The 24,870-nt window shown below is 64.4% G+C and carries 16 protein-coding genes, 1 tRNA gene and 2 pseudogenes; 7 read left to right on the top strand and 12 right to left on the bottom strand.

Translation table 11 applies throughout. The features are described 5' to 3' along the window. Positions 1 to 99: 99 nt before the first annotated feature. Entirely contained in the window at positions 100 to 993 is an 894-nt protein-coding gene (gene ubiA / locus AC5P57_RS12130) for a 4-hydroxybenzoate octaprenyltransferase (RefSeq protein WP_049461703.1), read from the bottom strand. Between the two features lie 149 nt (positions 994 to 1,142). Here ubiA and AC5P57_RS12125 point away from each other — a divergent pair. Next, a tRNA-Arg gene (locus AC5P57_RS12125) sits at positions 1,143 to 1,219 on the top strand. 458 nt (positions 1,220 to 1,677) lie between these two features. On the opposite strand, the pseudogene AC5P57_RS12120 reads toward AC5P57_RS12125, so the two are convergent. The 6 genes and pseudogenes from AC5P57_RS12120 to AC5P57_RS12095 all read right to left on the bottom strand — a co-directional run. Further along, positions 1,678 to 2,080 (bottom strand): annotated as a pseudogene (locus tag AC5P57_RS12120) (RHS repeat domain-containing protein); the annotation flags it as partial. Positions 2,081 to 2,261: 181 nt separating this feature from the next. Further along, complete coding sequence (locus tag AC5P57_RS12115; protein ID WP_143567701.1) at positions 2,262 to 2,639, bottom strand: hypothetical protein; 378 nt, start codon at positions 2,637 to 2,639, stop codon at positions 2,262 to 2,264. Positions 2,640 to 2,691: 52 nt separating this feature from the next. Next, positions 2,692 to 3,651: pseudogene (locus tag AC5P57_RS12110) on the bottom strand (RHS repeat-associated core domain-containing protein); the annotation flags it as partial. A 344-nt stretch (positions 3,652 to 3,995) separates the two neighbouring features. Next, positions 3,996 to 5,351 carry a Gfo/Idh/MocA family protein gene (locus tag AC5P57_RS12105; protein WP_099554871.1) on the bottom strand — a complete coding sequence of 452 codons (1,356 nt, stop codon included), beginning with the start codon at positions 5,349 to 5,351 and terminating at the stop codon, positions 3,996 to 3,998. Between the two features lie 65 nt (positions 5,352 to 5,416). Continuing rightward, positions 5,417 to 8,392 carry a TonB-dependent receptor domain-containing protein gene (locus AC5P57_RS12100; RefSeq protein WP_262235473.1) on the bottom strand — a complete coding sequence of 992 codons (2,976 nt, stop codon included), beginning with the start codon at positions 8,390 to 8,392 and terminating at the stop codon, positions 5,417 to 5,419. Positions 8,393 to 8,525: 133 nt separating this feature from the next. After that, the gene (locus AC5P57_RS12095) at positions 8,526 to 11,885 is read right to left on the bottom strand and encodes a TIM-barrel domain-containing protein (RefSeq protein ID WP_262235474.1); all 3,360 of its coding nucleotides are present in this window, start codon (positions 11,883 to 11,885) and stop codon (positions 8,526 to 8,528) included. A gap of 322 nt (positions 11,886 to 12,207) precedes the next feature. On the opposite strand from AC5P57_RS12095, the gene AC5P57_RS12090 reads away from it, so the two are divergent. The 6 genes from AC5P57_RS12090 (at position 12,208) to AC5P57_RS12065 (ending at position 19,550) form a co-directional block, all read left to right on the top strand. Next, a complete protein-coding gene (locus tag AC5P57_RS12090) occupies positions 12,208 to 13,374 on the top strand; it encodes an SIS domain-containing protein (RefSeq protein ID WP_142806960.1) in 1,167 nt (388 codons plus the stop codon). Continuing rightward, entirely contained in the window at positions 13,367 to 14,305 is a 939-nt protein-coding gene (locus AC5P57_RS12085) for an ROK family protein (RefSeq protein ID WP_262235475.1), read from the top strand. The genes AC5P57_RS12090 and AC5P57_RS12085 overlap by 8 nt, the downstream gene beginning before the upstream one ends. Before the next feature lie 16 nt (positions 14,306 to 14,321). Continuing rightward, positions 14,322 to 15,656, top strand: coding sequence for a D-tagatose-bisphosphate aldolase, class II, non-catalytic subunit (locus AC5P57_RS12080; protein ID WP_495219587.1), 1,335 nt, complete (start codon positions 14,322 to 14,324; stop codon positions 15,654 to 15,656). Between the two features lie 33 nt (positions 15,657 to 15,689). Further along, the gene (locus tag AC5P57_RS12075) at positions 15,690 to 16,466 is read left to right on the top strand and encodes a DeoR family transcriptional regulator (protein WP_262235478.1); all 777 of its coding nucleotides are present in this window, start codon (positions 15,690 to 15,692) and stop codon (positions 16,464 to 16,466) included. Further along, positions 16,463 to 17,578, top strand: a complete 1,116-nt coding sequence (gene nagA, locus AC5P57_RS12070; RefSeq protein WP_262235479.1) for an N-acetylglucosamine-6-phosphate deacetylase — start codon at positions 16,463 to 16,465, stop codon at positions 17,576 to 17,578. The genes AC5P57_RS12075 and nagA overlap by 4 nt, the downstream gene beginning before the upstream one ends. A 169-nt stretch (positions 17,579 to 17,747) precedes the next feature. After that, positions 17,748 to 19,550 (top strand): sugar porter family MFS transporter, encoded by a 1,803-nt coding sequence (locus tag AC5P57_RS12065; RefSeq protein ID WP_262235480.1) that lies wholly within the window; start codon positions 17,748 to 17,750, stop codon positions 19,548 to 19,550. 52 nt (positions 19,551 to 19,602) lie between these two features. On the opposite strand, the gene AC5P57_RS12060 is transcribed toward AC5P57_RS12065, so the two are convergent. From AC5P57_RS12060 to AC5P57_RS12040, 5 genes are all read right to left on the bottom strand, one after another. Beyond that, positions 19,603 to 20,073, bottom strand: a complete 471-nt coding sequence (locus AC5P57_RS12060) for a SecDF P1 head subdomain-containing protein (RefSeq protein WP_142806966.1) — start codon at positions 20,071 to 20,073, stop codon at positions 19,603 to 19,605. Next, the gene (locus AC5P57_RS12055) at positions 20,070 to 20,621 is read right to left on the bottom strand and encodes an HdeD family acid-resistance protein (protein ID WP_262235481.1); all 552 of its coding nucleotides are present in this window, start codon (positions 20,619 to 20,621) and stop codon (positions 20,070 to 20,072) included. The genes AC5P57_RS12060 and AC5P57_RS12055 overlap by 4 nt, the downstream gene beginning before the upstream one ends. Positions 20,622 to 21,503: 882 nt before the next feature. Beyond that, a complete protein-coding gene (locus tag AC5P57_RS12050) occupies positions 21,504 to 22,982 on the bottom strand; it encodes a hypothetical protein (RefSeq protein WP_262235482.1) in 1,479 nt (492 codons plus the stop codon). Between the two features lie 77 nt (positions 22,983 to 23,059). Continuing rightward, the gene (locus tag AC5P57_RS12045; protein WP_262235483.1) at positions 23,060 to 23,401 is read right to left on the bottom strand and encodes a hypothetical protein; all 342 of its coding nucleotides are present in this window, start codon (positions 23,399 to 23,401) and stop codon (positions 23,060 to 23,062) included. Continuing rightward, positions 23,398 to 24,753: a hypothetical protein gene (locus tag AC5P57_RS12040; RefSeq protein WP_495219586.1), complete on the bottom strand. Its 1,356-nt coding sequence runs from the start codon at positions 24,751 to 24,753 to the stop codon at positions 23,398 to 23,400. The genes AC5P57_RS12045 and AC5P57_RS12040 overlap by 4 nt, the downstream gene beginning before the upstream one ends. Between the last annotated feature and the right edge of the window lie 117 nt (positions 24,754 to 24,870).

Raw genomic sequence — 24,870 nt, 5'->3', positions numbered from 1 at the left:
CGTAGGTAGCGGAGGATGGTCGTGCCGGCCGCTGGCCGGCAACCTCGGGATCGCGCACGGCTGCAGCCGGCCAGCGGCCGGCTCTACCTCACCTTGGGCTCAACGCAGCGCCAGATCCACGGCGATGCCGGCGAACAGCGCGGCACCCACCCAGTTGTTGTGCAGGAACGCCTTGAAGCAGGGGCCGCGCTCGCGGTTGCGGCAGATCCAGAACTCGTAGACCACCAGCACCGTAGCCACGGCCACGCCGGCCAGGTAGTAGCCGCCCAGCCCGCCGCGCACGCCAACCAACGCCATGGTGGCCAGGAACAGCGCGTACAGCACGCCCTGGATGACCAGATCCAGGTCACCGAACAGGATCGCAGTGGAGTGCGAGCCCATCTTCAGGTCGTCCTCGCGGTCGACCATGGCGTACCAGGTGTCGTAGGCGGTGGACCACAGGATGTTGCCGGCATACAGCAGCCAGCCCAGCATCGGCACCTCGCCCTGCACCGCGGCGAACGCCATCGGGATGCCCCAGCCGAACGACATGCCCAGATAGACCTGCGGCAGATGGGTGTAGCGCTTCAGGTACGGGTAGCTGGCCGCCAGGAACACGCCGATGAAGCTCAGGCCGATGGTCAGCCCGTTCAGGGTCAGCACCAGGCCGAACGCCACCAGCATCAATACGGCGAACAAGGCGAGCGCGGCACGGCCGCTGATTGCGCCGGTGGCCAGCGGACGCGCCTTGGTGCGTTCCACATGCGGGTCAAGCCAGCGGTCGGCGTAGTCGTTGATGACGCATCCGGCCGAGCGGGTCAGCCACACGCCGGCGGTGAACACGAACAGCGTCCACAGCGGCGGCAGGCCGCCCGCGGCCAGCCACAACGCCCACCAGGTGGGCCACAGCAGCAGCAGCGTGCCGATCGGGCGATCAGCGCGCATCAGACTCCAGTAATGCCGCCAACGCGGCGTCGCCGGCGACTGCGGCGAAGTGAGGGGGGTATCAGCCATGGCGATAGGATACTCCTGCCCCTCTGGCAGGGCTTTGCCCGTGGGGGGAGATTTGTTCGGCGAAACTGGATAGAATGCCGGTCCCGCACCGCTTCATGGCGCTGCGATGCCCGCCCCGGCACTGGTCGGTGGCGCGGCGGTTCTACAACGCGCCCGTAGCTCAGCCGGATAGAGTAGTGGCTTCCGAAGCCATTGGTCGGGGGTTCGAATCCCTCCGGGCGCGCCATCTTCCCCTGTGTTGCCTGCACGTCGCCAGCCCGCGCGGGACGTTGCCACGTGCTTCATCAACACTGCGCGCATGACGCCACTTCCTGCGCTTCGTCACCACCCTCGACTATGGCGCGCGCGCTCAGCTTCACCCGGCCAGGCCACTATCCGCCACCCTCCATCGGGGTGGCGCCGCCGTTCGAACTAGATGACCGTGCGCCGGTACTGAATGGCGAGCTTGACGGCATCCCCCTTCGCCTGTGGCTGGACACCGGCTCACGCAACCCGCTGAGCCTGAGCAGCCCGTTCGTGCGTACCCATGGTCTGTTAGAGAAATACCACGTCAGGGGGAGGGGTGCTTGGATGGGGCTTCGGTGGCCCGGGCCGCGCGCGACCGACCCGGCTCGGTGTGCTGCGCATGGGGCAGCCTCGAGGTCACCGGCCTAACAGGTGATCTACCCGGCATTGACAACGGAGCGCACTCGGAATCTGGTTGCCGAACACCTCACTCTTGTTGCTCCACTCCCAGATCGCGACATTCCGCGCCGGGTCGATCACCACGCGCGGTGTGCCCAGATGATCCGGCTGCACGTAGACCAGTTCCGGCACGCAGGTAGCCGGCACATTGATCAGCGCCACCGGGCAATTATCCAGCCAGATGGCCCTGCTGCTGCGCCTGCCCCGTGGCCGCGTAGTTACCCATCCACTGCCCTGCTTCGTCATACAAGGTGATCTGAGCCGCGCTACCGGTCGGGACGCGCAGCACGCGCTCGCCGCGGTGGTTGTAACCCTGGCTTTCCAGAACGCTACTGCGCTGCTTCACCGAGTTCATGCGGTTGGCATCGTTGTAGGTGAACGTGTCGCTGCCAGCGCCGGTGGTCAGGTCTTCAAGGACTACCTCTTATCGCTGCAAACCGAAACCGGCCTGGAGCAGGACTGAAGGCGTTGCGCGCCAGCACTGAATCCACAGATTCCTTCGCTTGCCGGAGACGGATCGGGGTGAAATACCCGATTTTCCAAACGACTCCAGACCCCCTTTCATTAACCAGCTGAGCGCAATGCTATTTCTTCGTACTCGCACCCGCCTTTCGGTTTAAAAGCAAGAAGGACACAGCACTTGAAATTGCACCCCAAACCGGCGTCATTAAAACAGCACTTATAATTCCGAACGACACCAACGCCTGCCACATGAAATCTGCATTGAACGAAGAAAATCTTTCACGCTCAACGAAAATTACTATCGCCTGAGCAAAAACTCCAGCCACCATGCCAACACCCCCGCCCCAGGCCGCGCATTTCCAAAAACTCCCCTTTCCATAGGGCCTGAGCAATACACCAAATAGAACCAAGCCTGCCAGATACAACCAAGGAAACAACCTATCAGTATCAAACTGATACATATCCCATAGAGGCTCCGGAATTCCAACATACATCACCATCGAGATGACCAGTGAAATCCCAGAATAGAGTAAATTCCGCCCCCCCATTGAATCACCTCTTTGGAGAATAGACCCTGACCTTAATTCCGGGAAGCTTTGACAAAGACTTACCCAATGTTGCAGGCGTAAATTTAACACCGAGACTCTTAAATGGTCCAACTCCATTGATTGCGGAGGATGTTTGGATGGCGCAAAGCCCTCCGGTCGCTGTCCCCAGCTGCTCGGCATAGTCTTGAATCTGAAGCTCGCTATATTCAGTCGTATCAAAGCTGAGCGTGTATACCGTTGACCCTTCAGCCAAATGATGATTCACGAAACTCGTGAGATTGGCGTCAACACCTGAAAATATGTCGCCGGTTCCGCGCGTGGGCGCATTCGGGTTGGCACCTGGATAGCCTCCGGCCGGATCATACAAAATTCCCTCCCCATCCTTGCCATCGACACGCACGGCAGCATGGGTGCCTATGCCCAATTTTGAAGTGACAATAACTGTTGTCTTCAAACCATAGGGATCACCATTACCCGACGGATTCCCATGCGCGTAAAGAAAAGCGGATATTCCACCCTCCAATCCAATCGGATCACTCTGCGAATAGCGCCCCGCTGCCGGGTCATACTCCCGCTGGTAGTTGTAGAACAACCCACTCGCATTCGTCGCCTGTTGGCCCGGGAATCGCAGCGCCAGCTCGAACGCCACACCATCGCCATCCGGATCAGCACTCGGAATCTGGTTGCCGAACACCTCGCTCTTGTTGCTCCACTCCCAGATCGCGACATTCCGCACTGGGTCGACCACCACGCGCGGTGTGCCCAGATGATCCGGCTGCACGTAGGCCAGTTCCGGTACGCCGGTAGCCGGCACGTTGATCAGCGCCACCGGGTAGTTGTCCAGCCAGATCGCCTGCTGCTGCGCCTGGCCCGTGGCCGAGTAGTTACCCAGCCACTGCCCTGTCTCGTCGTACAGCGTGATCTGAGCTGCGCCACCGGCCGGGGTACGTAGCACGCGCTCTCCATGAGCGAAGTGCCAGAGTCTGCCTTCAACATCCCTGTTCTCCTTCCTGGACGGACACAGCGCCGGCGGGAACGAGAACGTGGGGCAGCAGCAGCCTCACGTCATGCTTCGGATCGTCCCTGGTCCGGAATGCGGCGTGGCCGCATGGGGGACGTTATCTCCGATGTGGTTTACACATTCAAGTCAAAAACTGTGGAATGAGTCGAGTTTCAGAATTTTCTGATGCAGGGGGGCGTGTCGGAAATGCAGCCGAGCGTGGGCTCGGCTCTACAAGGCGAATGCCCCAGAAACAGAAACGCCGGGCATGGCCCGGCGTTTCCGTCACCGCATGGAAGGGGTAAACCTCAGTACCTGCCGTCGAACGCAAAAATCGGCTTGCGCTGCTTCCATGCACCGGCGGTGAAGTCCGGGAATTCCAGCGTCTGGAAGCTGTTGGCGATCGACTGCTCGCTCAGCGGCGTGATCGCGCTCCAGGTCACTGCGTCGTAGATGTCGATCGGCATCGGCGCCTTGGCCTTCAGCGCCTCGACGAACGCATGGATGACGAACCAGTCCATGCCACCATGGCCGGCACTGGCAGCGGTGTCGGCATTCTGCTTCCACAGCGGGTGTTCGTACTCGTCCTGGTACTTCTTGAACTCTTCCCACTGGTGCGGCGGGCTGCGGCCTTCGATGTGGATCGAATGGTTCACATCCATCCACAGGCCCTTGGTTCCCTGCACGCGGAAACCCATCGAGTATGGGCGCGGCAGCGAGGTGTCGTGCTGCAGCAGGATGGTCTCGCCGTTCTCGCAGGCCAGCGTGGTGGTCACGATGTCGCCCAGCTTGAACTTCACCTTGGTGCTGGGATGCGTGGTGCCGCCACTCTTGGCCACGGTGTATTCGTGCAGGCCACGCGCCTTGGTCGCGAAGGCGTTGATATGGGTGAAGCGGTTGCCGCGGTTGATGCCGGTGTACATCGCGCAGGGGCCGATGCCGTGGCTGGGGTACAGCTCGCCATTGCGTTCCACCGAATGCTCGGTGCGCCAGCGGGCCTCGCTCCAGCCCTTTGGCCCGAACTCCACGCCACTGTCGTAGGGCTGGTTCGGGTCGCCGGAATTGAACTTCACGCCGCGCAGGTCGTGCTGGTAGCCGGCCTGCAGGTGCACCAGCTCGCCGAACAGGCCCTGGCGCACCATCTGCAGCGCGGCCATCACGTCGCGGCGGTAGCAGACGTTCTCCAGCAGCATGTACGGGGTGCCGGTGCTCAGCTGGGTCTTCAGCACGTCCCAGTGGTCCTGCAGGGTGATGCCGGCCACCACTTCGCAGCCCACCGCCACGCCAGCCTGCATCGCGGCAATCGCCATCGGCGCGTGGTACTCCCACGGCGTGGCGATGATCACGCCATCGATGCCCTTCTGATCCAGCAGGCGCTTCCAGGCATTGGTATCGCGATCCTGGCCATAGGTCTTCGGCGCCGGCTTGCCGGCCTTGCTGACCATCTCCACGGCGCGGCCGAGCATGATCGGCTCGATATCGCAGACGGCGACCACCTCGACGTCGTCGCGGCGCACCAGTTCCTTCAGCAGCACCAGGCCACGCATGCCGGTACCGATCATGGCCAGGCGCACCTTGCGCCCGCGTGCCCATGCCGGGGTCTGCGGCAGCAGGCTGCTGGCGGCGACAGCGGCACTGGCCGCGATGAATTCCCTACGCTTCATGGCAAACATCTCTCCTCTTGGCAGCGTGCCGGCCGCAGCCGGCACGCCAGGTCACGCAAACGGAATTACTTGAAACGGTAGCCGATGGTCACACTGTAACCACGGCCGAAGATGGTTGCGTAGTCACTGGAGTCACCCAGGAAGCTGTTCGGATCGTAGAACGGCAGGCGATCGAACAGGTTCTTGACGGTGAAGCTCAGGTTCCAGGCATCATCCGGGCGCCAGGTGACGCTCATGTTGGCGGTCCACCACGACGGCGCACCATCGCACTTGCTCTTCTGCAGGGCCAGGTAGCCGCCGGTGCAGGTTTCCTTGTTGTTGCTCACCTCATCAACCTGGTCGGTGGCCCACTTGGTGCCGCCCACGTAGTTGACGAACATGCTGGTGGTCACCTGCTTGTAGGTCCAGTCGGCATTGAGCGTGGCACGCAGGCGCGGGTTGTTGTAGTAGCCCACCACGTCGCCGTAGTACCAGCCGTTGGCTTCATCCATGTAGAAACGGTTGCGGTTGGCGATGGTGGCAGCCAGGCCGATGTTCAGGTTGCCCCAGTCACCCAGCGAGAAGCGGCTGCGCGCATCGATGTCGAAGCCGTCGATCAGCGTCTTGCCACGGTTCTTGTACTGGCCCACCACGCTGGCCACGTTGCCGGCGGAGTAGCCCGGCAGCACCGACGGGCAGCTCACGCCACTGGCCGGGTCGGCACACATCGCCGCCAGCTGCGCCAGGTTGGCGCGGTCACTGTCGGTGATCGGCGAGCGCGACGAGGAGATGATGTCTTCCATGCGGCGGTAGTCCGGCGCGACGATCTCATTGTCGCGATAGATGAACCAGTAGTCGGCCGACACCGACAGCCAGGTCGCCGGCTCGTAGACGAAGCCGAGGGTGGCGATCTTCGCCTTCTCCGGCTTCAGGTTCTTGTTCGGCTGGGTCATGCGTGCCACGGTGCGGCTGCAATCCACGTTCAACAGGTTCTTGCCCAGATCGACATCGCCCGGGCGCTGCGAGCGCAGCAGCAGGTTGGCGATGGCGTTGGTCTCGTTGCAGCGCAGCTCGTCACGGTAGCCACCCAGCTGGGCGAACACGCCACCGTTGCCGGATTCGGCCAGGCTCGGTGCACGGAAACCGGTCGAGTAGGTACCGCGCAGCATCAGCTGGTCGAACGCCTGGTACTTGAACCCGATCTTCGGCGCCACGTTGGCGCTGAAGTTCGGGTACTTGTCCACGCGCACCGCTGCATCCAGCTCCAGCTTGTCGGTGATCGGTGCCACGGTCTCGGCAAACAGCGCGTAGGTGTTGCGCTTGCCGTCGAACCAGGAGCCGCCCTGCTGGGAGATCAGGCCGTTGGCCGCATCGGCATTGCCCGGGGTGTAGAAGGTTTCGCGGCTGGCGTTGAAGCCGAACGCGGCGCGCATCTCGCCGGCCGGCAGCTGGAACAGCGGGCCTTCGATCTTGCCGTCGAGGGTGTGCAGGCGGGTCCACGACTGGATGTCGAAGGTCGGGAACGCTTCACGGATCAATGCGGCGTTGGCTTCACTGATCTCGCCGAACTTGTACGCCGGGTGGTCGGAGATGATCACGCGGCCGGTGCCCGGATCGATCGAGTACGGGCCGAACGCCTTCTCGAAGCCCTTGATGTTGACGTTGATCGTCTGGTACGTGGTGGAGTGCGTACCGGCGCTGGCGAACGCGGTCTCCCAGTTCCAGTCACCCCGGTTGCCACGCGCACCGGCCAGCACGCGGTAGCTCTTGTCGGTGTTGCGCTGGCCGAAGTAGTTCGGGCCGGCATCCTGCAGCAGGTAGTTCAGGCCGACCACGCCACCCATCATCGCCTTCATTTCCGGGCTGGCGTGGTTGTACTCGTTGTTCGGGCCCAGGAACGGGTACAGGAACTGGTTGACGGTGTTGCCGGTATTGCGCGAGAACCAGCTGGTCGGGTTGCCGGTGGTGGTGCCATAGGTGCGCGGCGTACCGCCGTTGGCGCGCAGGTCGATATCGGTGTAGGTGGCCTCGGCAAAGATCTCGGTGCTGTCGCCCACCAGGAAGGTGCCGTTGAGGTAGGCGGTGTTGCGCTCGGACTTGGCGCCGGCATCGATCTCGTTGTTCATCCAGGTTTCCCAGACGCAACGCGGGCCGGCCGCTTCACTGGTCAGCACGTTCTTGCAGCCCGGTGCAGCTTCCTGCACACGACGGCCGGTGACCGGATCGAAGGCGAAGTAGCTGCCCGGGTTGAACTCGCCCGGCTTGCTGCCCACGCCCAGGCGCAGGTTGTTGAGGTAGTTCGGGTTGTTGACGTAGTACTGGTCGGGCCGCTTGTCGTAGAAGTCGCTCAGCGGGATCGCGTCGCGGCGGTACATGTTCACCGCGCCGTAGATGTTGAAGCGGTTTTCGGCCAGGTCACCGAAGCCGGCGGTGATGCTGGCCTGGCGCTCGCCGTAGGAGTCGATGCGCGAGGAGGTGTCGTTGGTGAAGCTGACCTCGGCACCCTGGAAGTTGCGCTTGGTGATCACGTTGATCACGCCGGCCACCGCGTCGGTGCCGTACACCGCCGAGGCGCCGTCGGTCAGCACTTCCATGCGCTCGATGGCCGCGGCCGGGATCGCATCGATGTTGACGAACTGGGTCTGGAAGCCGGCCGGTGCACCGTAGTACGACAGGCGACGGCCGTTCAGCAGCACCAGCGTGCCCTGCGCGCCCAAGCCACGCAGGTTGGCCTGCGAGGCACCATCGGAACCGGTGAACAGCGAGCGCGCATCCTGCTGCGCCGGGCGTGCGGCGGGCAGGTTGTCGAGCACCTGCAGCAGCGTGCGCGCGCCCATGTTCTGGATGTCCTGCTTGCTGATCACCTGCACCGGGGACGCGGTTTCCACGTCGGTGCGGCGGATGTTGGAGCCGGTGACCTCGATGCGGGCCAGGTCGGTGGCCTTGTCCTTGCTCTCCTGGGCGAAGGCAGGAACGGCGACCGACAGCAGCACGCCGGCGATGGCCAGCGACAGCGGAGCGATCGAACGACAGGGGGGGCGGTGGTGGCGTGCGGGCAACATCGGGGTTCTCTCCTGGCAGGGGTGCAGCGCAATAAGTGAGCGCGTAGGCGTTCGGCGGGCAAAACGCTCCCGGGCCACGGCCGTGAGGGCCGTAGTCGGAATGGGCGGGGGGAGGAGCGGTGTTACGAGGGAGTCATGGGGCGACGATGCTGGCGGAGTCGCCCTCCTGGCCGATCAGCACGGCGTTGGCCCAGTTGGCACAGACCTGGGCGGGTTGGCTGCCCTGCGCACCCAGCGTGCGCAGGCTCAGGGTGGAAAGGCCACGGATGTCCAGCTCCGGCTTGACCACGCCGGGTGCCTTCACCAGGCCGCTGTCGTACAGCAGGCGGTTGTCGCCCCAGACCTGGAACTGCAGGCCACCGGCGTTGCGGCAGGCGTCGTCGATGCCGAGGTCGGCACGCAGCAGGTGCCAGCCACCCTGCAGGCGCAGGTCGATGCGGCTGGTGGCGCCGACGCCCAGGCCACGGCGGAACTGCAGGCCGTTCATGCGCATGCCGGCGTCGCCACGGAAGGACTGGTCGGTGCGCACCTGGCTGGCCAGCGCGGCCGGCACCGGCAGCTCGGAGAGATAGCGCTGCCGGGCCGGTCGCTCCGGTTCCTGGTGTTCGAGGATGTGGAAGGTAGACAGGGCGATCGGGCCGACGTCGCGCGGCTGCAGTGCATCGAACGCGCGGGCGCTGCCCTGTGCGGCCGTGACCATCGGGTCGGTGCTGCTGGCGCCGTCGCCTTCCGGGTTCTGCACGCTCAGCACGCGGAAGCGCAGCAGGCGTCCGGCATGTGCCGGGAAGTCGATGCGCTGCACGCCTTCCTTCAACTGCAGGCGGCCACGTGCGATCGGCTCGCCCCACTCGCCGTTGCTGTCGCCCAGGTAGACCTCATAGTCGCGTACCTGGCCGTGCTTCCAGTTCTTGTCGTTGCGCGGTGCGATGTCGATGCCATCGATCATCCTGCGCTCGCCGAAGCCCACCACCCATTCGTGGGCACCGGTACGCACGGCCTGGTTGCGCACGCTGCGGAACCAGGTGGCCGGATCATCATCGAAGGCGTTCTCCAGCGCATGGCCAGGCTCTTCGGCCGGGCGATTCACCACCAGCAGGCTGTCGGCCGGCAGTTCACGGCCCAGCACCGGCGCGGCCGGATAGGCATCGTCGGCGGCCGCGGCGGCCACCGCAAAGTCCAGAGCCAATTGCAGCGGCTGACGGATGTCCTGGGTGGCGGTACGCACGTGCAGCGTGCCGCGGCGTTCTGCGGCATCGAAGTACCAGCCTTCAGCCGCACCGTTGAACGCAGCGGCATCAGCCAGCGCCGGCAGCGCGCGGCCACCGGCCTGCACCGCACGCGGCGCCTGGCGGCTGAGCACGCGCAGGCCATAACGACGCTGCGCCAGCTGGCCGTTGTACTGGCCCTGCACCGCATCGATCTGCACCTGCATCGGGCCACTGCCCTGCGCCGGGGCCTGCACGCGGATCTGCTGCGTGCTCGACTCGCCCTGCTGGTAGCGGCGCGTGTTGCCATCGTCTTCGTACAGCGTGTACTGCGAATCGCCCTGCGGGTACAGGTCGAACGTCACTTCATCCAGCGGCTTCTCGCCGTCGAACAGCATCGACGGGTACATCGGCAGGATCGCACCGGCACGCACGAACACCGGCAGCGTGGCCAGGTCCACCTGGCGGTCAAGCTGGCGGCCATCGGCGGCGGCCTGCACGCGGCGGCCGTCCCAGTAGTCGATCCAGCCGCCGGCCGGCAGATGGATGTCGCGGCGCCAGCCACGGCTGGCGGCCTGGCTGCGGTATACCGGCGCGACCAGCAGATCGCGGCCGAGCAGGAACTGGTACTTGTAGGTTTCATCCTGCGCATGCGGATCGCGCGGGTTGTCCCACATCAGGCCACGCACCGGCGGCGCGCCGGTCTGCGCGGCCTCGTGCACCAGCCCGTACATGTACGGCGTCAGGCGCATCTTCAACTTCAGGTAATCGCGGTTGATGCTGCGATAGGGTTCGTCGTACCACCAGGGGTGCTTGCGTGCGTTCGACGACCAGCCGCTCATGCCCATCAGCACCGGCGTGAACGCCTTCCACTGCAGATCGCGGGTGAAGGTTTCGGCGCTGCCGCCGAAGATCGCATCCACATCGCCACTGGCGTAGGCCATGCCGGACAGGCCCGAACCGACCAGGGTCGGCACGTGCCAGCGGATGTAATCCCAGCTGCTGCTCTGGTCGCCGGTCCAGGCCACGGCATAGCGCTGGATGCCAGCCCAGCCCATCACCGTCCACAGGAACGGGCGCGAATCGGAATTGTCGAGGATGCCGTTGAACGCCTGGCGGTTGGCGTCCATCGCGAACTGGTAGCCCTTGCCGGTCCAGGCCACGTCCAGCTTCTGCACGCGGCTGCCCGCCTTGCCCACTTCCCAGGCGATCTTGTCGACTCCGTTCTCGGTCCACAGGCCGGTGCGGAAACCGTACTTGGCCAAGCCCTGCACGGTTTCCGGCAGCTTCTTGTAACCGCAGCCGTAACCATCGTTGGGCAGGATCCAGCCACCGGGCATGTCGTTGGCGCGGTACTGCTTGGCCACGGAGTCGATCACATCGGGCGTGGTGCCGGTCGGGCCGTCGCTCCAGCCCTCAGGTACGGTGCCGGGCTTCTTGCTGTTGTCGCCGTCGTTGTAGCAATCGGCATCGCCGTAGGACAGCGCCCAGCGCGCGACCATGTTCGGGCGGCCGGTCAGCTGGGTGTAGCGCTCGATCAGTTTCGGCAGGTCGGCGCCCACGAAGTAGTACGCATCGAAGCGGTCTTCGCGATGCAGCAGCGTGGCCTGGTCGGCCTCGCGCAGATCGTAGCTGCCATCGCTCCAGGTATTGCGGAGCATGCCCCAGCCACGGCTGCTCAGCAGCATCGGTGCAGGGCTGGGGCGGTCGCCCTCTTCCCAGCCGCCGGAGTAGGACACCTCCAGCTCGCGGCCCTTGAACTGGTAGCGGCCGTTCTGCTGGCCGCCACCGAAGTAGCCTTCATCAGCCTGCGAGGACAGCACCTGCACGCTCTGCGTGGCATCCAGGTCCAGCGGTTGCAGTTCCTGCCACAGCGCGGTGGGCTGGCCGTTGTCCAGGCGTTCCAGGCGCAGGCGCAGCGGCTGCCGCTGTACATGCAGCACCAGTGCATCGGTGCGCACGCGGATTTCCTGTGCGTCTTCTTCCAGCTGCGCCTGTACGTTCGCCTTGGGCTGCGGCAGCACGATCGGTGCGGCCTTGTCGCCGGCACCGGTCAGCGTGCCGTTGCGGCCCGCCTGCACGCGGATGATGTCGGTGGCCGGCAGTTCGATGCGGATGCGCGCGCCCTTGTCGGTCTGCAGGTCCCAGCCGCGCACGCCATCGCGGCTGTCGCTGGCGCTGACCGAACGCAGGTTGCCGACCGGCTCGGCGCGGGCCGGCATGGACGCCAGCATCAATGCCGGCAACAGGGCCAGCATCAGCGGCGAGCGACGAACGCAGTTTTCCACGCGGACTCCCAACCCGTTCACCGGGCGTTTCGAAAGCGGTTGGGCCGACTCTAGGGCAGCGATTCGAAAGATGTCAACAAATTGAAAGGAAAAAGGAAGATATATTCCGTTGAAACGAAAGTTGTTGCGTCGCAATACTTTGTGTAAGCGCTTGCAGGCGCCTGTTAAGCATTGTGCGATACGGCATTCGTCGGTTTCTTGCGTTTTCCGGGATGCACTAGGTAGAGCGAAGTCGGCATCACATTTTCTTTCTTTTTACTTTCGCTATTTGACATTTCGAAAGAAAACACAGATGGTGCGCTGGCCCAACTGGAACCTCCGAATGGACGTCACCCTGCTTTCCGATGTGTCCGCCTGGCAGCGCCTTGGCGGAGCCGATACCGCTACCGAAATCGCCCAGCAGCCAGTGCTGTGGGACGCCCTCGCACAGGACCTGTCGCGTGCACGCGACCGCCTGCAGGCCTTCCTCGGCGACAGCCTCAACGATCCCAACCAGCGCGTGCTGTTCACCGGCGCCGGCAGCTCCGGCTTCATCGCCGAAATGGTGGCCGACGCGATCAATGCGCAGTGGCCGGCCGAGGTGCGCGTGGTGCACACCACCAGCCTGCTGACCCACCCGGCGCTTTACCTGCAGCGCGACCGCCCGACCCTGCTGGTCTCGTTCGGCCGCAGCGGTTCCAGCCCGGAAAGCGTGGCCGCGGTGGACCGCGTGCGCAGCGATGTGGATGACGCGCGCTTCCTCGACATCACCTGCAACGCCGATGGCGAACTAGCCCGCCGTGGCGCCGGCCGTGCCGATACCTGCACCCTGCTGATGCCGTCGGCCAGCTGCGACCGCGCCTTCGCCATGACCAGCAGCCTGACCTGCATGCTGCTGGCCGCGCTGACCGTGTTCGATCGTTCGCCGTGGGATGCGCGCGTGGCGCGGCTGAAGCAGATCGCCGCGCTGGCCCGCGAAGGCCTGACGCAGTGGGATGCACCGGTGGCGGCGCTGGCGCAGCGCCCGTTCAACCGCATCATCTACCTCGGCAGCGGCCCGCTGGAAGCACTGGCACGCGAGTGCGCGCTGAAGGTGCTGGAGCTGACCGCTGGCCGCGTGCTGGCGCTGGCCAACACGCCGCTGGGCTTCCGTCATGGCCCGAAGTCGACGCTGGATGGCAACACCCTGGTGGTGGTGCTGCGCAGCGTGCAGCCACTGGCGCGGCGCTACGAACAGGACCTGCTGGAAGAACTGCGCCGCGATGGCGTGGCCGGCCAGGTGCTGGCGATCGGCCCGCACTCGGATATCGGCGCCGATGACGAGTACACCCTTGTGGTGCCGCCGCTTCACACTGCATTCGACGACCCGTGGCTGGCGCCGGTGTGGCTGGGCTTCGCGCAGCTGTTCGCGCTGCAGCGCTCGACCGCGCTCGGCCTGACCCCGGACAACCCGTTCCCGGACGGCACCGTCAACCGCGTCGTCAAGGGCGTCACCATCCACCATGGCTGAGCTGATCGCCCACGCCTGCTACGGCATCGACATCGGCGGCACCAAGATCGAGCTGGTGGCGTGCGATGCGGCGATGCAGGTCACCTGGCGCCGCCGGGTCAGCACCCCACAGGGTGACTACGACGGCTTCCTCCAGGCGGTGGTGGCGCTGGCGGCAGAGGCAGATGCTGCACTTGGCCGCAGCGATGCGGCCATCGGCATCGCCCTGCCCGGCGTGCGCGATCGCCGCACCGGCCGCCAGCTCAGCGCGAATGTGCCTGCACTGACCGGCCAATGCGTGGCGCAGGATCTGCAGACACGGCTGCGGCGCCCGCTGCACTTCGGCAACGATCTGCAGTGCTTTGCCCTGTCTGAAGCACACGGCGGTGCGGCTGACGGCTACCCCAGCATGTTCGGCGCCATCCTCGGCACCGGCGCCGGCGGCGGCTTCTGCCTGCAGGGCCGGCTGCTGTCCGGCTTCAATGGCCTGGCCGGCGAATGGGGCCACTGGAGCGTGCCCGGCCACCTGCTGCAGCGCCATGGCCTGCCACTGATCGACTGCGCCTGTGGCCTGCAGGGCTGCGTGGAGCGCTACGTATCCGGCAGCGGCGTGGCGATGATTGAACGCCACCTGGGCGGCAGCGCGCGCGATGCCAGCGCGGTGATCGCCCTGGCCGAGGCCGGCGATGCCCGTGCGGTGCAGGCACTGGACATCCACCGCGACCTGCTGGGTCACAGCCTGGCCGCACTGGTGCTGGCGCTGGACCCGCACGTGATCGTGCTCGGCGGTGGCCTCTCGCAGTACGCACCGCTGTACCAGCAGCTGCCGGCGGCCATCGCCGCCCATCTGTTCAACGGCGTGCAGGTACCGCCGATCGTGCCGCCGCGCTTCGGCGATGCCGGTGGCGCACGTGGTGCCGCCCTGCTCGCCTGCCAACCCTCGTTTTCCTGATGTCCGGAGCCTGACCATGTCCCCGTTGCAGACCCTGCTTGCCTCCCACCGCGCCGGTGCCAACGTCGGCCTGTACAGCGTCTGCTGCAGCAACGAACAGGTGCTGCGCGCGGCCATGCACGTGGCGCTTGCGCACGGTACCGTGCTGCTGATCGAGGCCACCTCCAACCAGGTCGACCAGTTCGGCGGCTACACCGGCATGACCCCGCCGCAGTACCGCGACTACGTGGGCACGCTGGCCGATGAGGAAGGCTTCCCGCGCGAGCGGCTGATCCTGGGCGGTGACCACCTTGGCCCGAATGCCTGGCAGAAGCGCCCGGCCGTCGAGGCGATGACCCACGCGCGCGTACTGATCGAAGCCTACGTCGCCGCGGGTTTCCACAAGATCCACCTGGATTGCAGCATGTCCTGCGCCGATGACCCGGTGCCGCTGCCGGACGCCACCGTCGCCGCGCGTTCGGCCGAGCTGGCCGAAATCGCCGAGCGCACCGCTGCGGATCATGGCCTGCCACCGCCGGTCTACGTGATCGGTACCGAAGTGCCGATTCCCGGTGGCGAAGCCTCGCTGGCCGAAGGCCTGCAGGTGACCACGCCCGCTGCTGCCGCGCAGACCCTGGCCATCCACCAGCAGGCGTTCGACACGCCGCAGCTGCGCGATGCGTGGCAGCGCGTGATCGCGATGGTGGTGCAGCCGGGCGTGGACTTCGACCACAGCAGCGTGCACGAGTACGACGCGGCCGCTGCCAGCACGCTGGCCGACTTCCTCGAACAGCAGCCGCGCATCGTGTTCGAGGCGCATTCCACCGACTACCAGCGCGAAAGCGGCCTGCACGCGCTGGTGCGCGACCACTTCGCGATCCTCAAGGTCGGCCCGGCGGCCACCTTCGCCTACCGCGAAGCGCTGTTCGCGCTGGCCGCGATCGAGGCCGAACTGCTGCCGGCCGCGCAGTGCTCGCGCCTGCCGCAGGTGCTGGACGAAGTGATGGTGGCGCAGCCGAAGTACTGGCAGTCCTACTACCAGGGCGATGATGCCACGCTGCGCCTGCTGCGCAGCTACTCCTTCAGCGATCGCTGCCGCTACTACTGGGGCGAGCCCGCGCTGGTGCAGGCGGTGCAGACCCTGTTCGCCAACCTGGAACAGCACGCGCCGCCGCTGGTGCTGCTCAGCCAGTACCTGCCGGAGCAGTACCGCGCCGTGCGCGAGGGCACCCTGGCCAATACGCCCACCGCGCTGGCGCAACATCGCGTCGGCCTGTGCCTGGGCGAGTACGCCCGTGCGTGCAGCGCCAACCAGGCCGGAACCCGCACGCAGAACGCAGGTTCGGCTGCCGCTGTTCCTGTGAACGGCTAATCTCTACCTTTCCCCGCGACACCGAGAATGGCCATGCGCAACACCCGCTCCCGCCGACAACAGATCCTGCAGCTGCTGATCGAGCACGGCTCGGTGCAGGTGGCCGATCTGGTCGAGCGCTTTGGCGTGTCGGCGGTGACCATCCGTGCCGACCTGACCCACTTCGAGTCGCAGGGCCTGGCCAACCGTACCCACGGTGGCGCCACCCTGGTGCGCACGCCACCGCAGGAACAGGACATCCACGAAAAGGACGCACTGAACCTGCCGCTGAAGGAATCGATCGGTGCGTGTGCCGCGCGCCTGGTACGGCCTGGTGACAACATCATCATCGACTCCGGCTCGACCACGATGACCCTGGCCCGCCACCTGCGCACGCAGCGCGACGTGACGGTGATGACCAACGGCCTGAACATCGCCTGGGAACTGGCCAACGCGCCCGGCATCAACGTGCTGCTGACCGGTGGCCTGCTGCGCCAGCAGTCGTTGTCGCTGCAGGGCAGCCAGGCCGAAGCCAGCCTCAATTCGTACAGCTTCGACACGCTGTTCCTGGGCGTGGACGGCCTGGACCTGCAGTTCGGCCTGACCACCCACGACGAAGCCGAAGCCCGCCTCAACCATCGCATGGTCGAGCGTGCACGCCGCATCGTGGTGCTGACCGACGCCTCCAAGTTCGGGCGCGTCAGCCTGCACCGCATCGCCCTGCTGGATCAGATCCACACCATCATCACCGATGCCGGTATCGACGACGTCTCCCGCGAGGGCCTGCAGCGGCTGGGCATCGAAGTGATCATCGCCGAGCCCACCGCATGAGCGACACCCGTTCCCTGCATGGCCGCATCCTCACCCCGCTGGGTTGGCGGCGTGGCCACGTCCACTTCGATTCGCACGTGCGCCACCTGCAGGTGGATGACCACAGCGGTGCCGACGACCTGCAGTTGCCGGTGATCCTGCCCGGCTTCATCGACCTGCACGTGCACGGTGCGGCCGGCGTGGACCTGATGCAGGGCGGCGACGTGGCGCGCACCATCGCCCGTACCCATCTGCGCTTCGGCACCACCACGCTGCTGGCGACCACCATGACCGCCGGCCTGGATGAGATCGAGCACGCGCTGCACGGCGTGGCCGCGACCATGGCCGCACCCGATGCAGACGCCGCCAGCATCGTCGGCGTACATCTGGAAGGGCCGTTCATCAGCCCGCAGCGGCTGGGCGCGCAGCCCAACCGCACCATCGAGGCGACGCTGGCGCTGGTACAGCAGCTGCACGCGCTGGCGCCGATCCGGGTGATGACGCTGGCACCGGAGATCGGCGAGCACACCGCGCTGATTCCCGCGCTTTCGGCAATGGGCATCCGCGTACAGCTCGGCCACAGCGCCGGTACCTACGAAGAAGGTGTTGCTGCGCTGCAGGCCGGTGCCTCCGGCTTCACCCATCTGTTCAACGGCATGACCGGCGTCGATCACTATCGCCCGGGCATTGCGGCGGCGGCACTGGCACATGCGCAGTACGCCGAGATCATTCCCGACCTGCAGCACATCCATCCCGGCGTGATCCGCCTGGCCGCGCGCGCGATCCCGCGCCTGTACGCGGTGACCGACGCCACCGCCGCCACCGGCATGCCCGATGGCGAATACGCGCTAGGCGAGCAGCGCGTGCACAAGTGCGGCGGCTGCGTGCGCCTGGCCACGGGTTCACTGGCCGGCAGCGCGCTGACCATGGACCAGGCGCTGCGCAACCTGGTGCGTGTGGGCCTGGAGCTTGCCGATGCCTCGCAGCGTGTATCCACCTTCCCGGCCGACTACCTGGGGCTGGATGATCGCGGCCGCATCGCGCCCGACGCCCGCGCCGACCTGGTGGTGATGGACGCCGAACTGCGCCTGCAGCGGGTGGTCATCGGCGGGCGCGTGGTCGATCTGAACTGAGCCACGCATTTCCGTAGAGCCCAGCCATGCTCGGCTGTTTTTCGTACCGATATCGACGACGTCCGTGCCGCGCTTCGCACGGCAAGCCGAGCCTGGCTCGGCCCTTCATGAAGCGCGCAAGCGCAACGCCTCAGCCACGCACCATCCCCGTTATTCCAGGAATACGCCGATGACCGCAGCCGCCGCACCTGCCGTACCCGCTTCCACCGCTCCGCGCTGGCCCGTACGTTACCTGCTCTTCATCGGCGGCCTCGGTGGCCTGTTGTACGGCATCGACATCGGCATCATCGCCGGTGCCCTGCCCTACCTGGAGGCAACGGCCAGCCACGCGTGGCAGCTCAGCAGCCAGCAGCTTGGCTTCGTGGTGGCAGCGGTACTGCTGGGCAGCGTGTTGTCGTCGCTGTTCGCCGGCATGGTCGCCGACCTGATCGGCCGCCGCGGCGCGATGCTGCTGGCCGGCCTGTTGTTCACTGCCTCGATTCCGATCATGGCACTGGCCTCCGGCTACACACCGCTGCTGCTGGGACGCCTGCTGCAGGGCATCAGTGGCGGCCTGATCGGGGTGGTCATTCCGTTGTACCTGGCCGAAGTGCTCAGCCCCGAACGACGTGGGCGCGGCGCGGCCATGTTCCAGCTGCTGCTGACCGTTGGCCTGGTGCTGGCAGCCCTGATCGGCCTGTACCACGCCCACGCCGTGGATGCCGCCGCCGAAGCCGTGCGTTCGCTGCCGGTCGCGCAACAGGCGCAGGAACTGTTCACGGTGAAGGACCATGCCTGGCGCACCATCTTCTGGACCTGCCTGGCGCCAGGCCTGCTGTTCTGCGCCGGCATCTTCTGGCTGTCCGAATCGCCACGCTGGCTGGTACGCCGCGGCCGCATCGATGAAGCCCGCCGCAGCCTTCAGCGCGTCCTTCCCGCCGCAGACGTCGAGCCCACGCTGGCCCAGATCCAGGCGCCGGAATCGAGCAGCAGCGATGGCAAGCGTGACCCGCTGCTCAGCCGCCGCTACGTGGTGCCGTTCCTGCTCGCCTGCGTGGTGCTGGCCTGCACCCAGGCCACCGGCATCAATTCGGTGCTGGCCTACGCGGTGAACATCCTCAACCAGGCCGGCCTGTCCGGTTCAGTGGCCAACGGCGCCGACGTGGCGATCAAGCTGCTCAATGCGGTGATGACCGTGGTCGCGTTGCTGCTGGTCGACCGCAAGGGCCGCAAATTCCTGCTGATGCTGGGCAGCGGCGGTATCTGCGTGGCCCTGCTGGCGGCGGCCACGCTGTTCTTCCAGGCCGAACGCGGTCGCGCCGATGTGCAGCCACAACTGCAGGCGGCGGTCAGCGGCGATGGCCTGCAGCTGGTGCTGGATGACGCGCAGTGGCAGCGCCTGAGCAATGGCATCGACAGCCAGGGCCGACCGATGCAGCTGACCGTGTCGTACGCCTATGGTGACTTCACCAATGTTCGCGCCCTGCGCAGCGACAACCTGACTGATCGCGAGCTGCGCATCGAGCGCGCTGGCACCGTGCAGCCCGACAGCGTGATTGGTGCGTTCTTCCGCAAGCTGCATCTGAACCCGTTCGCCGACCCGGCCAGTGCCGCGCAGGCACCGCTGCGCATCGAACAGGCGCGCATCGGCCCGGTGCCGCCGCCGGCACATGGCTGGGCCGTGGCCGCCTGCATCCTGGTGTTCGTCGCGTTCTTCGCGGTCGGCCCCGGCGTGTGCGTGTGGCTGGCACTGTCGGAGCTGATGCCGAACCGCATCCGCTCCAACGGCATGAGCATCGCACTGCTGATCAACCAGTTCGTGTCGACCACCATCGCCGCCATCTTCCTGCCCACGGTGGGCCACTACGGCTACGCCAGCATGTTCGTGTTCTGGGCGGCGTGCACCTTCGTGTTCTTCCTGGTGGCCGCTTTCTGGCTGCCGGAGACCAAGGGCAAGTCGCTGGAGGAGATCGAGGCACGGTTCGCCCGGTAGCGGTCGACCTTGATCGACCCCCGCGCATGGCGCGGCGGTGTTGGCGCGCCCGTCACTGACCGGTGATGTGCTTCGCCAACGCCTGCGCCTCGGCAATGCTCGGCAGCCCGCTCAGCATCATCGATTCACCGAACGGGCCTTTCACCGTCGCCACCATCAGCACGCGGCCATCCACACTGATCGCTGCTCGCTGGCCCACCAGTGCTGCCGTGCCATCGTGGATGCGCTGGTGCGCTTCGGGCCGATAGCGGATCTGCAGGCCGGGCTGCTGGCCTGCGTCCAGCACATAGCGCACATCGGCAATGTCGGCGCTGCCGGCAATCGGCGGCTCGCGCAGCGCAAGGGTCTCGCCCTGCCACTGCGCTTGCGTGCCCTTGCCGTCCGCATCAACCGCGCTCAGGCGCACATCCACACCGGGCCGCGGCGCATGCTCCTTGCCTGCCAGGACACCGGGTGTGGCACCCGGCGTGCATCCGGTGATGGCCAGTGCCGCGCCCAGCAGCAGCAGAAGCGCCGTTCTCACTTCAGCTTCCGCAGCTTGAATGCCACCAGCACCTGCAGCAGGCCGTACAGCAGGCTGCCGATGCCGATCCACAACGTGGTTACCGCCACGCCGGCATATGGATTGGCCGCAAACAGCAGGCCCAGCACCACCGCCAGCACGCCGCTGAGGACCAGCAGCCATTCGCCCTGGATCTGCTTGCGCACGCGGATCGCGAACACGATGCGATAGATGCCGGCCACCAGCAGCCACGCCGCCAGGAACAGCACCAGCACGCTGGCCGTTGCCAGCGGATTGATCACCGCCAGGATGCCGAAGCCCAGCGAAGCAATGACATACAGCGCAAGCCAGCCGCGCGAAGCGCCGCTACCGCCGCTGATCAAAGCGAACAGGCTGATGACACCCTCGACGATGGCCATCACGCCAAGCGTCCAGGCCAATGCCATGGCCGCCGACAAGGGCCAACCGATGGCGATGATGCCAAAGCCGAGTGCGACCAGGCCATACAGCAGGAGGATCCACCAGCTACGGCCGATTGCCGACAACAGGGGAGACAAGGGGGAATTCATGACCACTCCTTCGATCCGTAATCGGGTTCATCCTAGCCGTTCGGGATGAAGAGGGGGATCACGGTGGCTCTGGATGGGTTCGTCTTGGATCGACGCCCCAATGGACATGGGCGTCAAGCTCGATGGCCGTTAGATCAAAGCCTGCTTCGACCCTCATTTGGACTCCGCAACCACCCGGCCGGCGGCACTATGAGTACTAGTGGTGCTGCTGCCGTTCTTCTTCGTGCAGCCCAGCAGGCTCAACCCTGCACCCGCTGGGTCGCCCAGCGAGTTGCTCCGTATGGCTTCTATGCCGCCACATTAACCGCATGACCCGAGCATATATCGGCGGGTCATTGCATGTCAGCAATATGTGCGGATCGAAATCCAATACAACTCAGAACCCCAGCCGGTCAGCACACGAGAAGGCTCGGACCAAAACCATGGCATATACATCCCACCCACAGCAACTAAGCGTACCCACCCGCCTCTTCCAGTCCAGCAAATATATGCATCATGCCATCCTCAATACTGGATGTATCTCTCCTCAATATAACATCTCTAGCGCGATCGCAAAAAACGAAAGTAAGCCTCGAACTAACCCTATCCCCGTCCAGCTTGAAAATGAAGTAAGAACCCTCTCCATTAACAATTCCGTTTACAACGCCAATAAAATCAGACAAATAATTCCTATCAATAGGCACACCTACTCGCTCAGAAAAGTCGAAAGCCAATTCATTCTTGCTTTTCACTCAAGCCCCCTGAGAGCCTTTGAAATTTCGTCAATTGACTTTAACTCGCCAGTGGAAACACTGGCCAACAACCTTCCACACCAGCTCACGCGGCGGACCGTCAACGGCATTCCTTTCCTCAATAACCTCGAAAACCTCAACAGCAGCCCTCTTATTCCCATTTACAAATCCGTGCCCCGGCAATATCACGAATAAATACGACACTCTTATTATAAAACCCTTCGTGATTGGCAGCGTTGGCGATTGTTGTTGAAATATCCCAGTATTCACCAGTTCCACTTATTCTGTAATTTATCCCACGAACCTCATCTGCGGCAATTCCATATTTAAATCCGGAGACACCCTTCGCGCCCTCATACACTCGAGATGCAGCACGACTTGTGCTTATTGTTTCCTCCGCCACCAACCCGGCTTTCGCAACGACACCAGCCGCGACAGGAACTGAAATCGCATGCCCGCCGACAAAGTCTGCCGAAAGAGCATCCGCCGTTCCCTTTAGCGCATTGGAGCAAGCGATCGGGTTCAGCAGACACCAGACGCCGCCCTCGACAGCAAGCGCGGCACCTGCACCGGCTACGGCAGCACCTGCTTGAAGAGCAGCCACACCTTTCTGTGACCTTAATGAATCACCGCGGAGGTTGTTCAGATCATAGAATTTGAGCTGCAGGGCATCCTTGGATACGCCGGAGGACAGCAGAGAATTGAAGACCTGCCGGTACAGTGCGTCGTCCTTGAGCAGCTCTTTCCCATAGAGGTTGAAGTTGTTGTACTCAGCCTCCGTCGCAGTGAACCCGTACGTCCCACCCATCTTGCTCAGGAACGCGGTTGCTTCGAGATCAACATTCTCGTTGCCCACCAACCGGTTGACCTTTGCATCAACACGCGCAGCACCTTCCGTGGTCAGCCTCCGTACTGCCTCTGCTTCGCTGATACCCTCCTGGGCAGCGAACGCGGCAGCATTCATGTTGATCCACTTCACCTCATCCGGATGCAGCTGCCGATTGAACCGGTCCCCGGTCACCGCAATGTTGGCGCCCGTGCTTCCACCCAAAGCCCCACCCACCATCGCGCTGCCGACTTCCATCAGCGACTGGTAGTCCTCCCAGCTCAGGCTGCCCTTATTGCTCTCCAGGAAGTCCGAGATCGCGATCTTGGCCTTCTCCGCACCGGCAGCACTCACCGCGCCCTTCAGCGCATCCGCACCACCCAGCGCGGCCATCGCCGCACCGGCCATGCCGTGCAGCAGCGCGCGGCCGTTGCCGCCGTCGGCCCAGAACGCCTTGCCTTCTTCGGTCTCCGCCTTCTGGCTCAGGTAGCCGCCCAGGTCACCCACGCCCTTGAACAGCAGCTGCCCGCCCAGCTGCATCACCTCGGCGCGCTCCTGCATCTTGCGCAGGTCAACGGCCGACAGTGCGCTGTCGGTATCAAAGCCGGTCGCGGTCCGATCGAGGCCGGCCAAAGCGCTCTCATTGCCATCGCGCACCACCACCCTGCCGGCGGCGATGTCCGAACGCGTGGTGCTGCTGTCGTTCTTCTTCGTACCGCCCAGCAGGCTCAGCCCTGCGCCGGCCGCGCTCCCCAGCGGGTTGCTGATGCCACCACCGCTAGAGAGTTGAGAACCAGCGATCAATGGAGGCTTGTCAGCGAGGTTCCCTTTGTCTTCAGCCCCGCCCTGAGCCTGATCCGCTCATTGCAAAAGATCCATTCCTATTCATCCATCATTCTTTTCATTTCCAGTCTAAAAATTTCTTCCGCCGCCGAATCCCCCTCATTGTAAAGATCCCAAAAGTCAGCGGTCTGCCAGGACTTCGGCGCTATGGAAACAGCCCCACTCGGATCGAAACTGATTACCCAAGCGACCGAGAGCGCACTGTCGGACACACTAAAATCTCCAATTGGAAATAGTGCAACCGACTCTTGCGCGTCGGACCACAATACCAATCTAACTTCACCAGATGGAGAAATCATGAGTGCAAGGACCGTTAGCTCAATATCTTCGTACAACCAACCGCGCGCGCTTTCAGCGCCTGGCTTGACCGCAACTTTCACTCCACCCTTCCTTTGACCTTGAAATCGATATTGAAATTGAGCTTTCCGGTAACTTTATTCATGTAGTAGTAGATTTGAGATCTTTGACCACTCGGCAGAACTATGGTTTGGGTAGTAAATTTCCCCCAGTCCTCAATTCTAGACCCATCCGAAGTGAGCTCCTTGACGACTGCCGGATTGGTGTCTTTGAGCATTCGTCCGCCGACGGTTGCTTCTGCCGTAACCGTCACTGGAGCCTCGGCTCCCGGAAGCGTTGTGCCAATCCATGGATCATGCCGCTCGGCCTGGACCAGTTGTCGCTTTAGTAGCTCAGCCTCTTCCTGCGGACTCAGACGATTCAGAGTTGCCAGAGAAGATTGTTCGCTTGCCCCGGCCTTCGCGCCTGCCTCTGCCACATCCGCACCGGCAGCCTGCATCGGCTTCAGCACCTGCTCGGATTGCAGCCCCCCCTTCTTTGCAGCATTCCCCGCGATCTCAGCACCCACCGCGCCGCTCGACAGTCGAAGCGTTTCTTCCGCAGTGGTAGCGGCCTTTGCCGCAACCAAGGCCGGCAGCACAGGCGCAAGCGAGTGACCACCCACGTAGTCACTCATGACCGCATCGATCGCCCCGCTGGCAGCCCTGCCACAGCTGTATGGATTGAGGATGCACCAGCCACCGAATTCAACAGCCGCTGCGGCACCGATACCAAGACCGGCTGCGCCGGCTTGGACCATGGCAACGCCCTTCTGGGAGCGGGAGGCATCGCCGTAGTAGCGCAGCGGTTCTTGGAACTCGAAGCGCCAGTCCTTGGTTGATCCCGCGGCGGACGCGGTCCCCGAAATGGCATTGTAGACGTCGCGGAAATAGCCCTTCTCTCGCCCAAGCTCTTCGCTGAACTTAGAGAAGTTGTCTTGGTCGCTGGTGTCGAACGCCGTGCCCCAGTCGTACTTGTTCTGGTTCTTGCGCAGGAACTCAATTGCGGCCGTATTGTTTTCTACTCCACTCAGATCGGACTGAATTTTGGAGTCTACGTACGCAGCTGCTTCCACAAGAAGGATGCGATAGGCCTCTTCCTTCGAGATCTTCTGCTCGCGGGCGAACTCCTCTGCATGGAAGCGGATCCACTTCACCTCATCCGGGTGCAGCTGCCGATTGAACCGGTCCCCGGTCACCGCAATGTTGGCGCCCGTACTTCCACCCAGAGCACCACCCACCATCGCGCTGCCGATTTCCATCAGCGACTGGTAGGCCTCACCGCTCAGGCTGCCCTTGTTATTCTCCAGGTAATCCGAGATCGCCTTCTTGGCCTTCTCCGCACCGGCAGCGCTCACCGCGCCTTTCAGCGCATCCGTACCACCCAGTGCGGCCATGCCGTGCAGCAGCGCGCGGTCGTTGCCGCAGATGCAGGAACCACCTTCAAACGCGGCCGCCTGCCTCGCCTGCTTTGCACAGGCTGTTCAAATCGAAGAGGCTATCTTCCTGGCCGC

Source organism: Stenotrophomonas sp. YJH_SMC_79, from assembly GCF_059367995.1.
Note: the sequence above shows the minus strand (reverse complement) of the source record. Positions and strands in the feature narration are given on the sequence as shown.

Excerpts from the sequence above, each read along its gene's own strand:
- AC5P57_RS12080 (WP_495219587.1), top strand. The coding sequence starts at position 14,322 with ATGTCCCCGTTGCAGACCCTGCTTGCCTCCCACCGCGCCGGTGCCAAC.
- AC5P57_RS12105 (WP_099554871.1), bottom strand. The coding sequence starts at position 5,351 with ATGAAGCGTAGGGAATTCATCGCGGCCAGTGCCGCTGTCGCCGCCAGC.
- ubiA (WP_049461703.1), bottom strand. The coding sequence starts at position 993 with ATGGCTGATACCCCCCTCACTTCGCCGCAGTCGCCGGCGACGCCGCGT.
- nagA (WP_262235479.1), top strand. The coding sequence starts at position 16,463 with ATGAGCGACACCCGTTCCCTGCATGGCCGCATCCTCACCCCGCTGGGT.
- AC5P57_RS12100 (WP_262235473.1), bottom strand. The coding sequence starts at position 8,392 with ATGTTGCCCGCACGCCACCACCGCCCCCCCTGTCGTTCGATCGCTCCG.
- AC5P57_RS12090 (WP_142806960.1), top strand. The coding sequence starts at position 12,208 with ATGGACGTCACCCTGCTTTCCGATGTGTCCGCCTGGCAGCGCCTTGGC.
- AC5P57_RS12040 (WP_495219586.1), bottom strand. The coding sequence starts at position 24,753 with ATGGCCGCACTGGGTGGTACGGATGCGCTGAAAGGCGCGGTGAGCGCT.
- AC5P57_RS12075 (WP_262235478.1), top strand. The coding sequence starts at position 15,690 with ATGCGCAACACCCGCTCCCGCCGACAACAGATCCTGCAGCTGCTGATC.
- AC5P57_RS12055 (WP_262235481.1), bottom strand. The coding sequence starts at position 20,621 with ATGAATTCCCCCTTGTCTCCCCTGTTGTCGGCAATCGGCCGTAGCTGG.
- AC5P57_RS12065 (WP_262235480.1), top strand. The coding sequence starts at position 17,748 with ATGACCGCAGCCGCCGCACCTGCCGTACCCGCTTCCACCGCTCCGCGC.
- AC5P57_RS12115 (WP_143567701.1), bottom strand. The coding sequence starts at position 2,639 with ATGGTGATGTATGTTGGAATTCCGGAGCCTCTATGGGATATGTATCAG.
- AC5P57_RS12085 (WP_262235475.1), top strand. The coding sequence starts at position 13,367 with ATGGCTGAGCTGATCGCCCACGCCTGCTACGGCATCGACATCGGCGGC.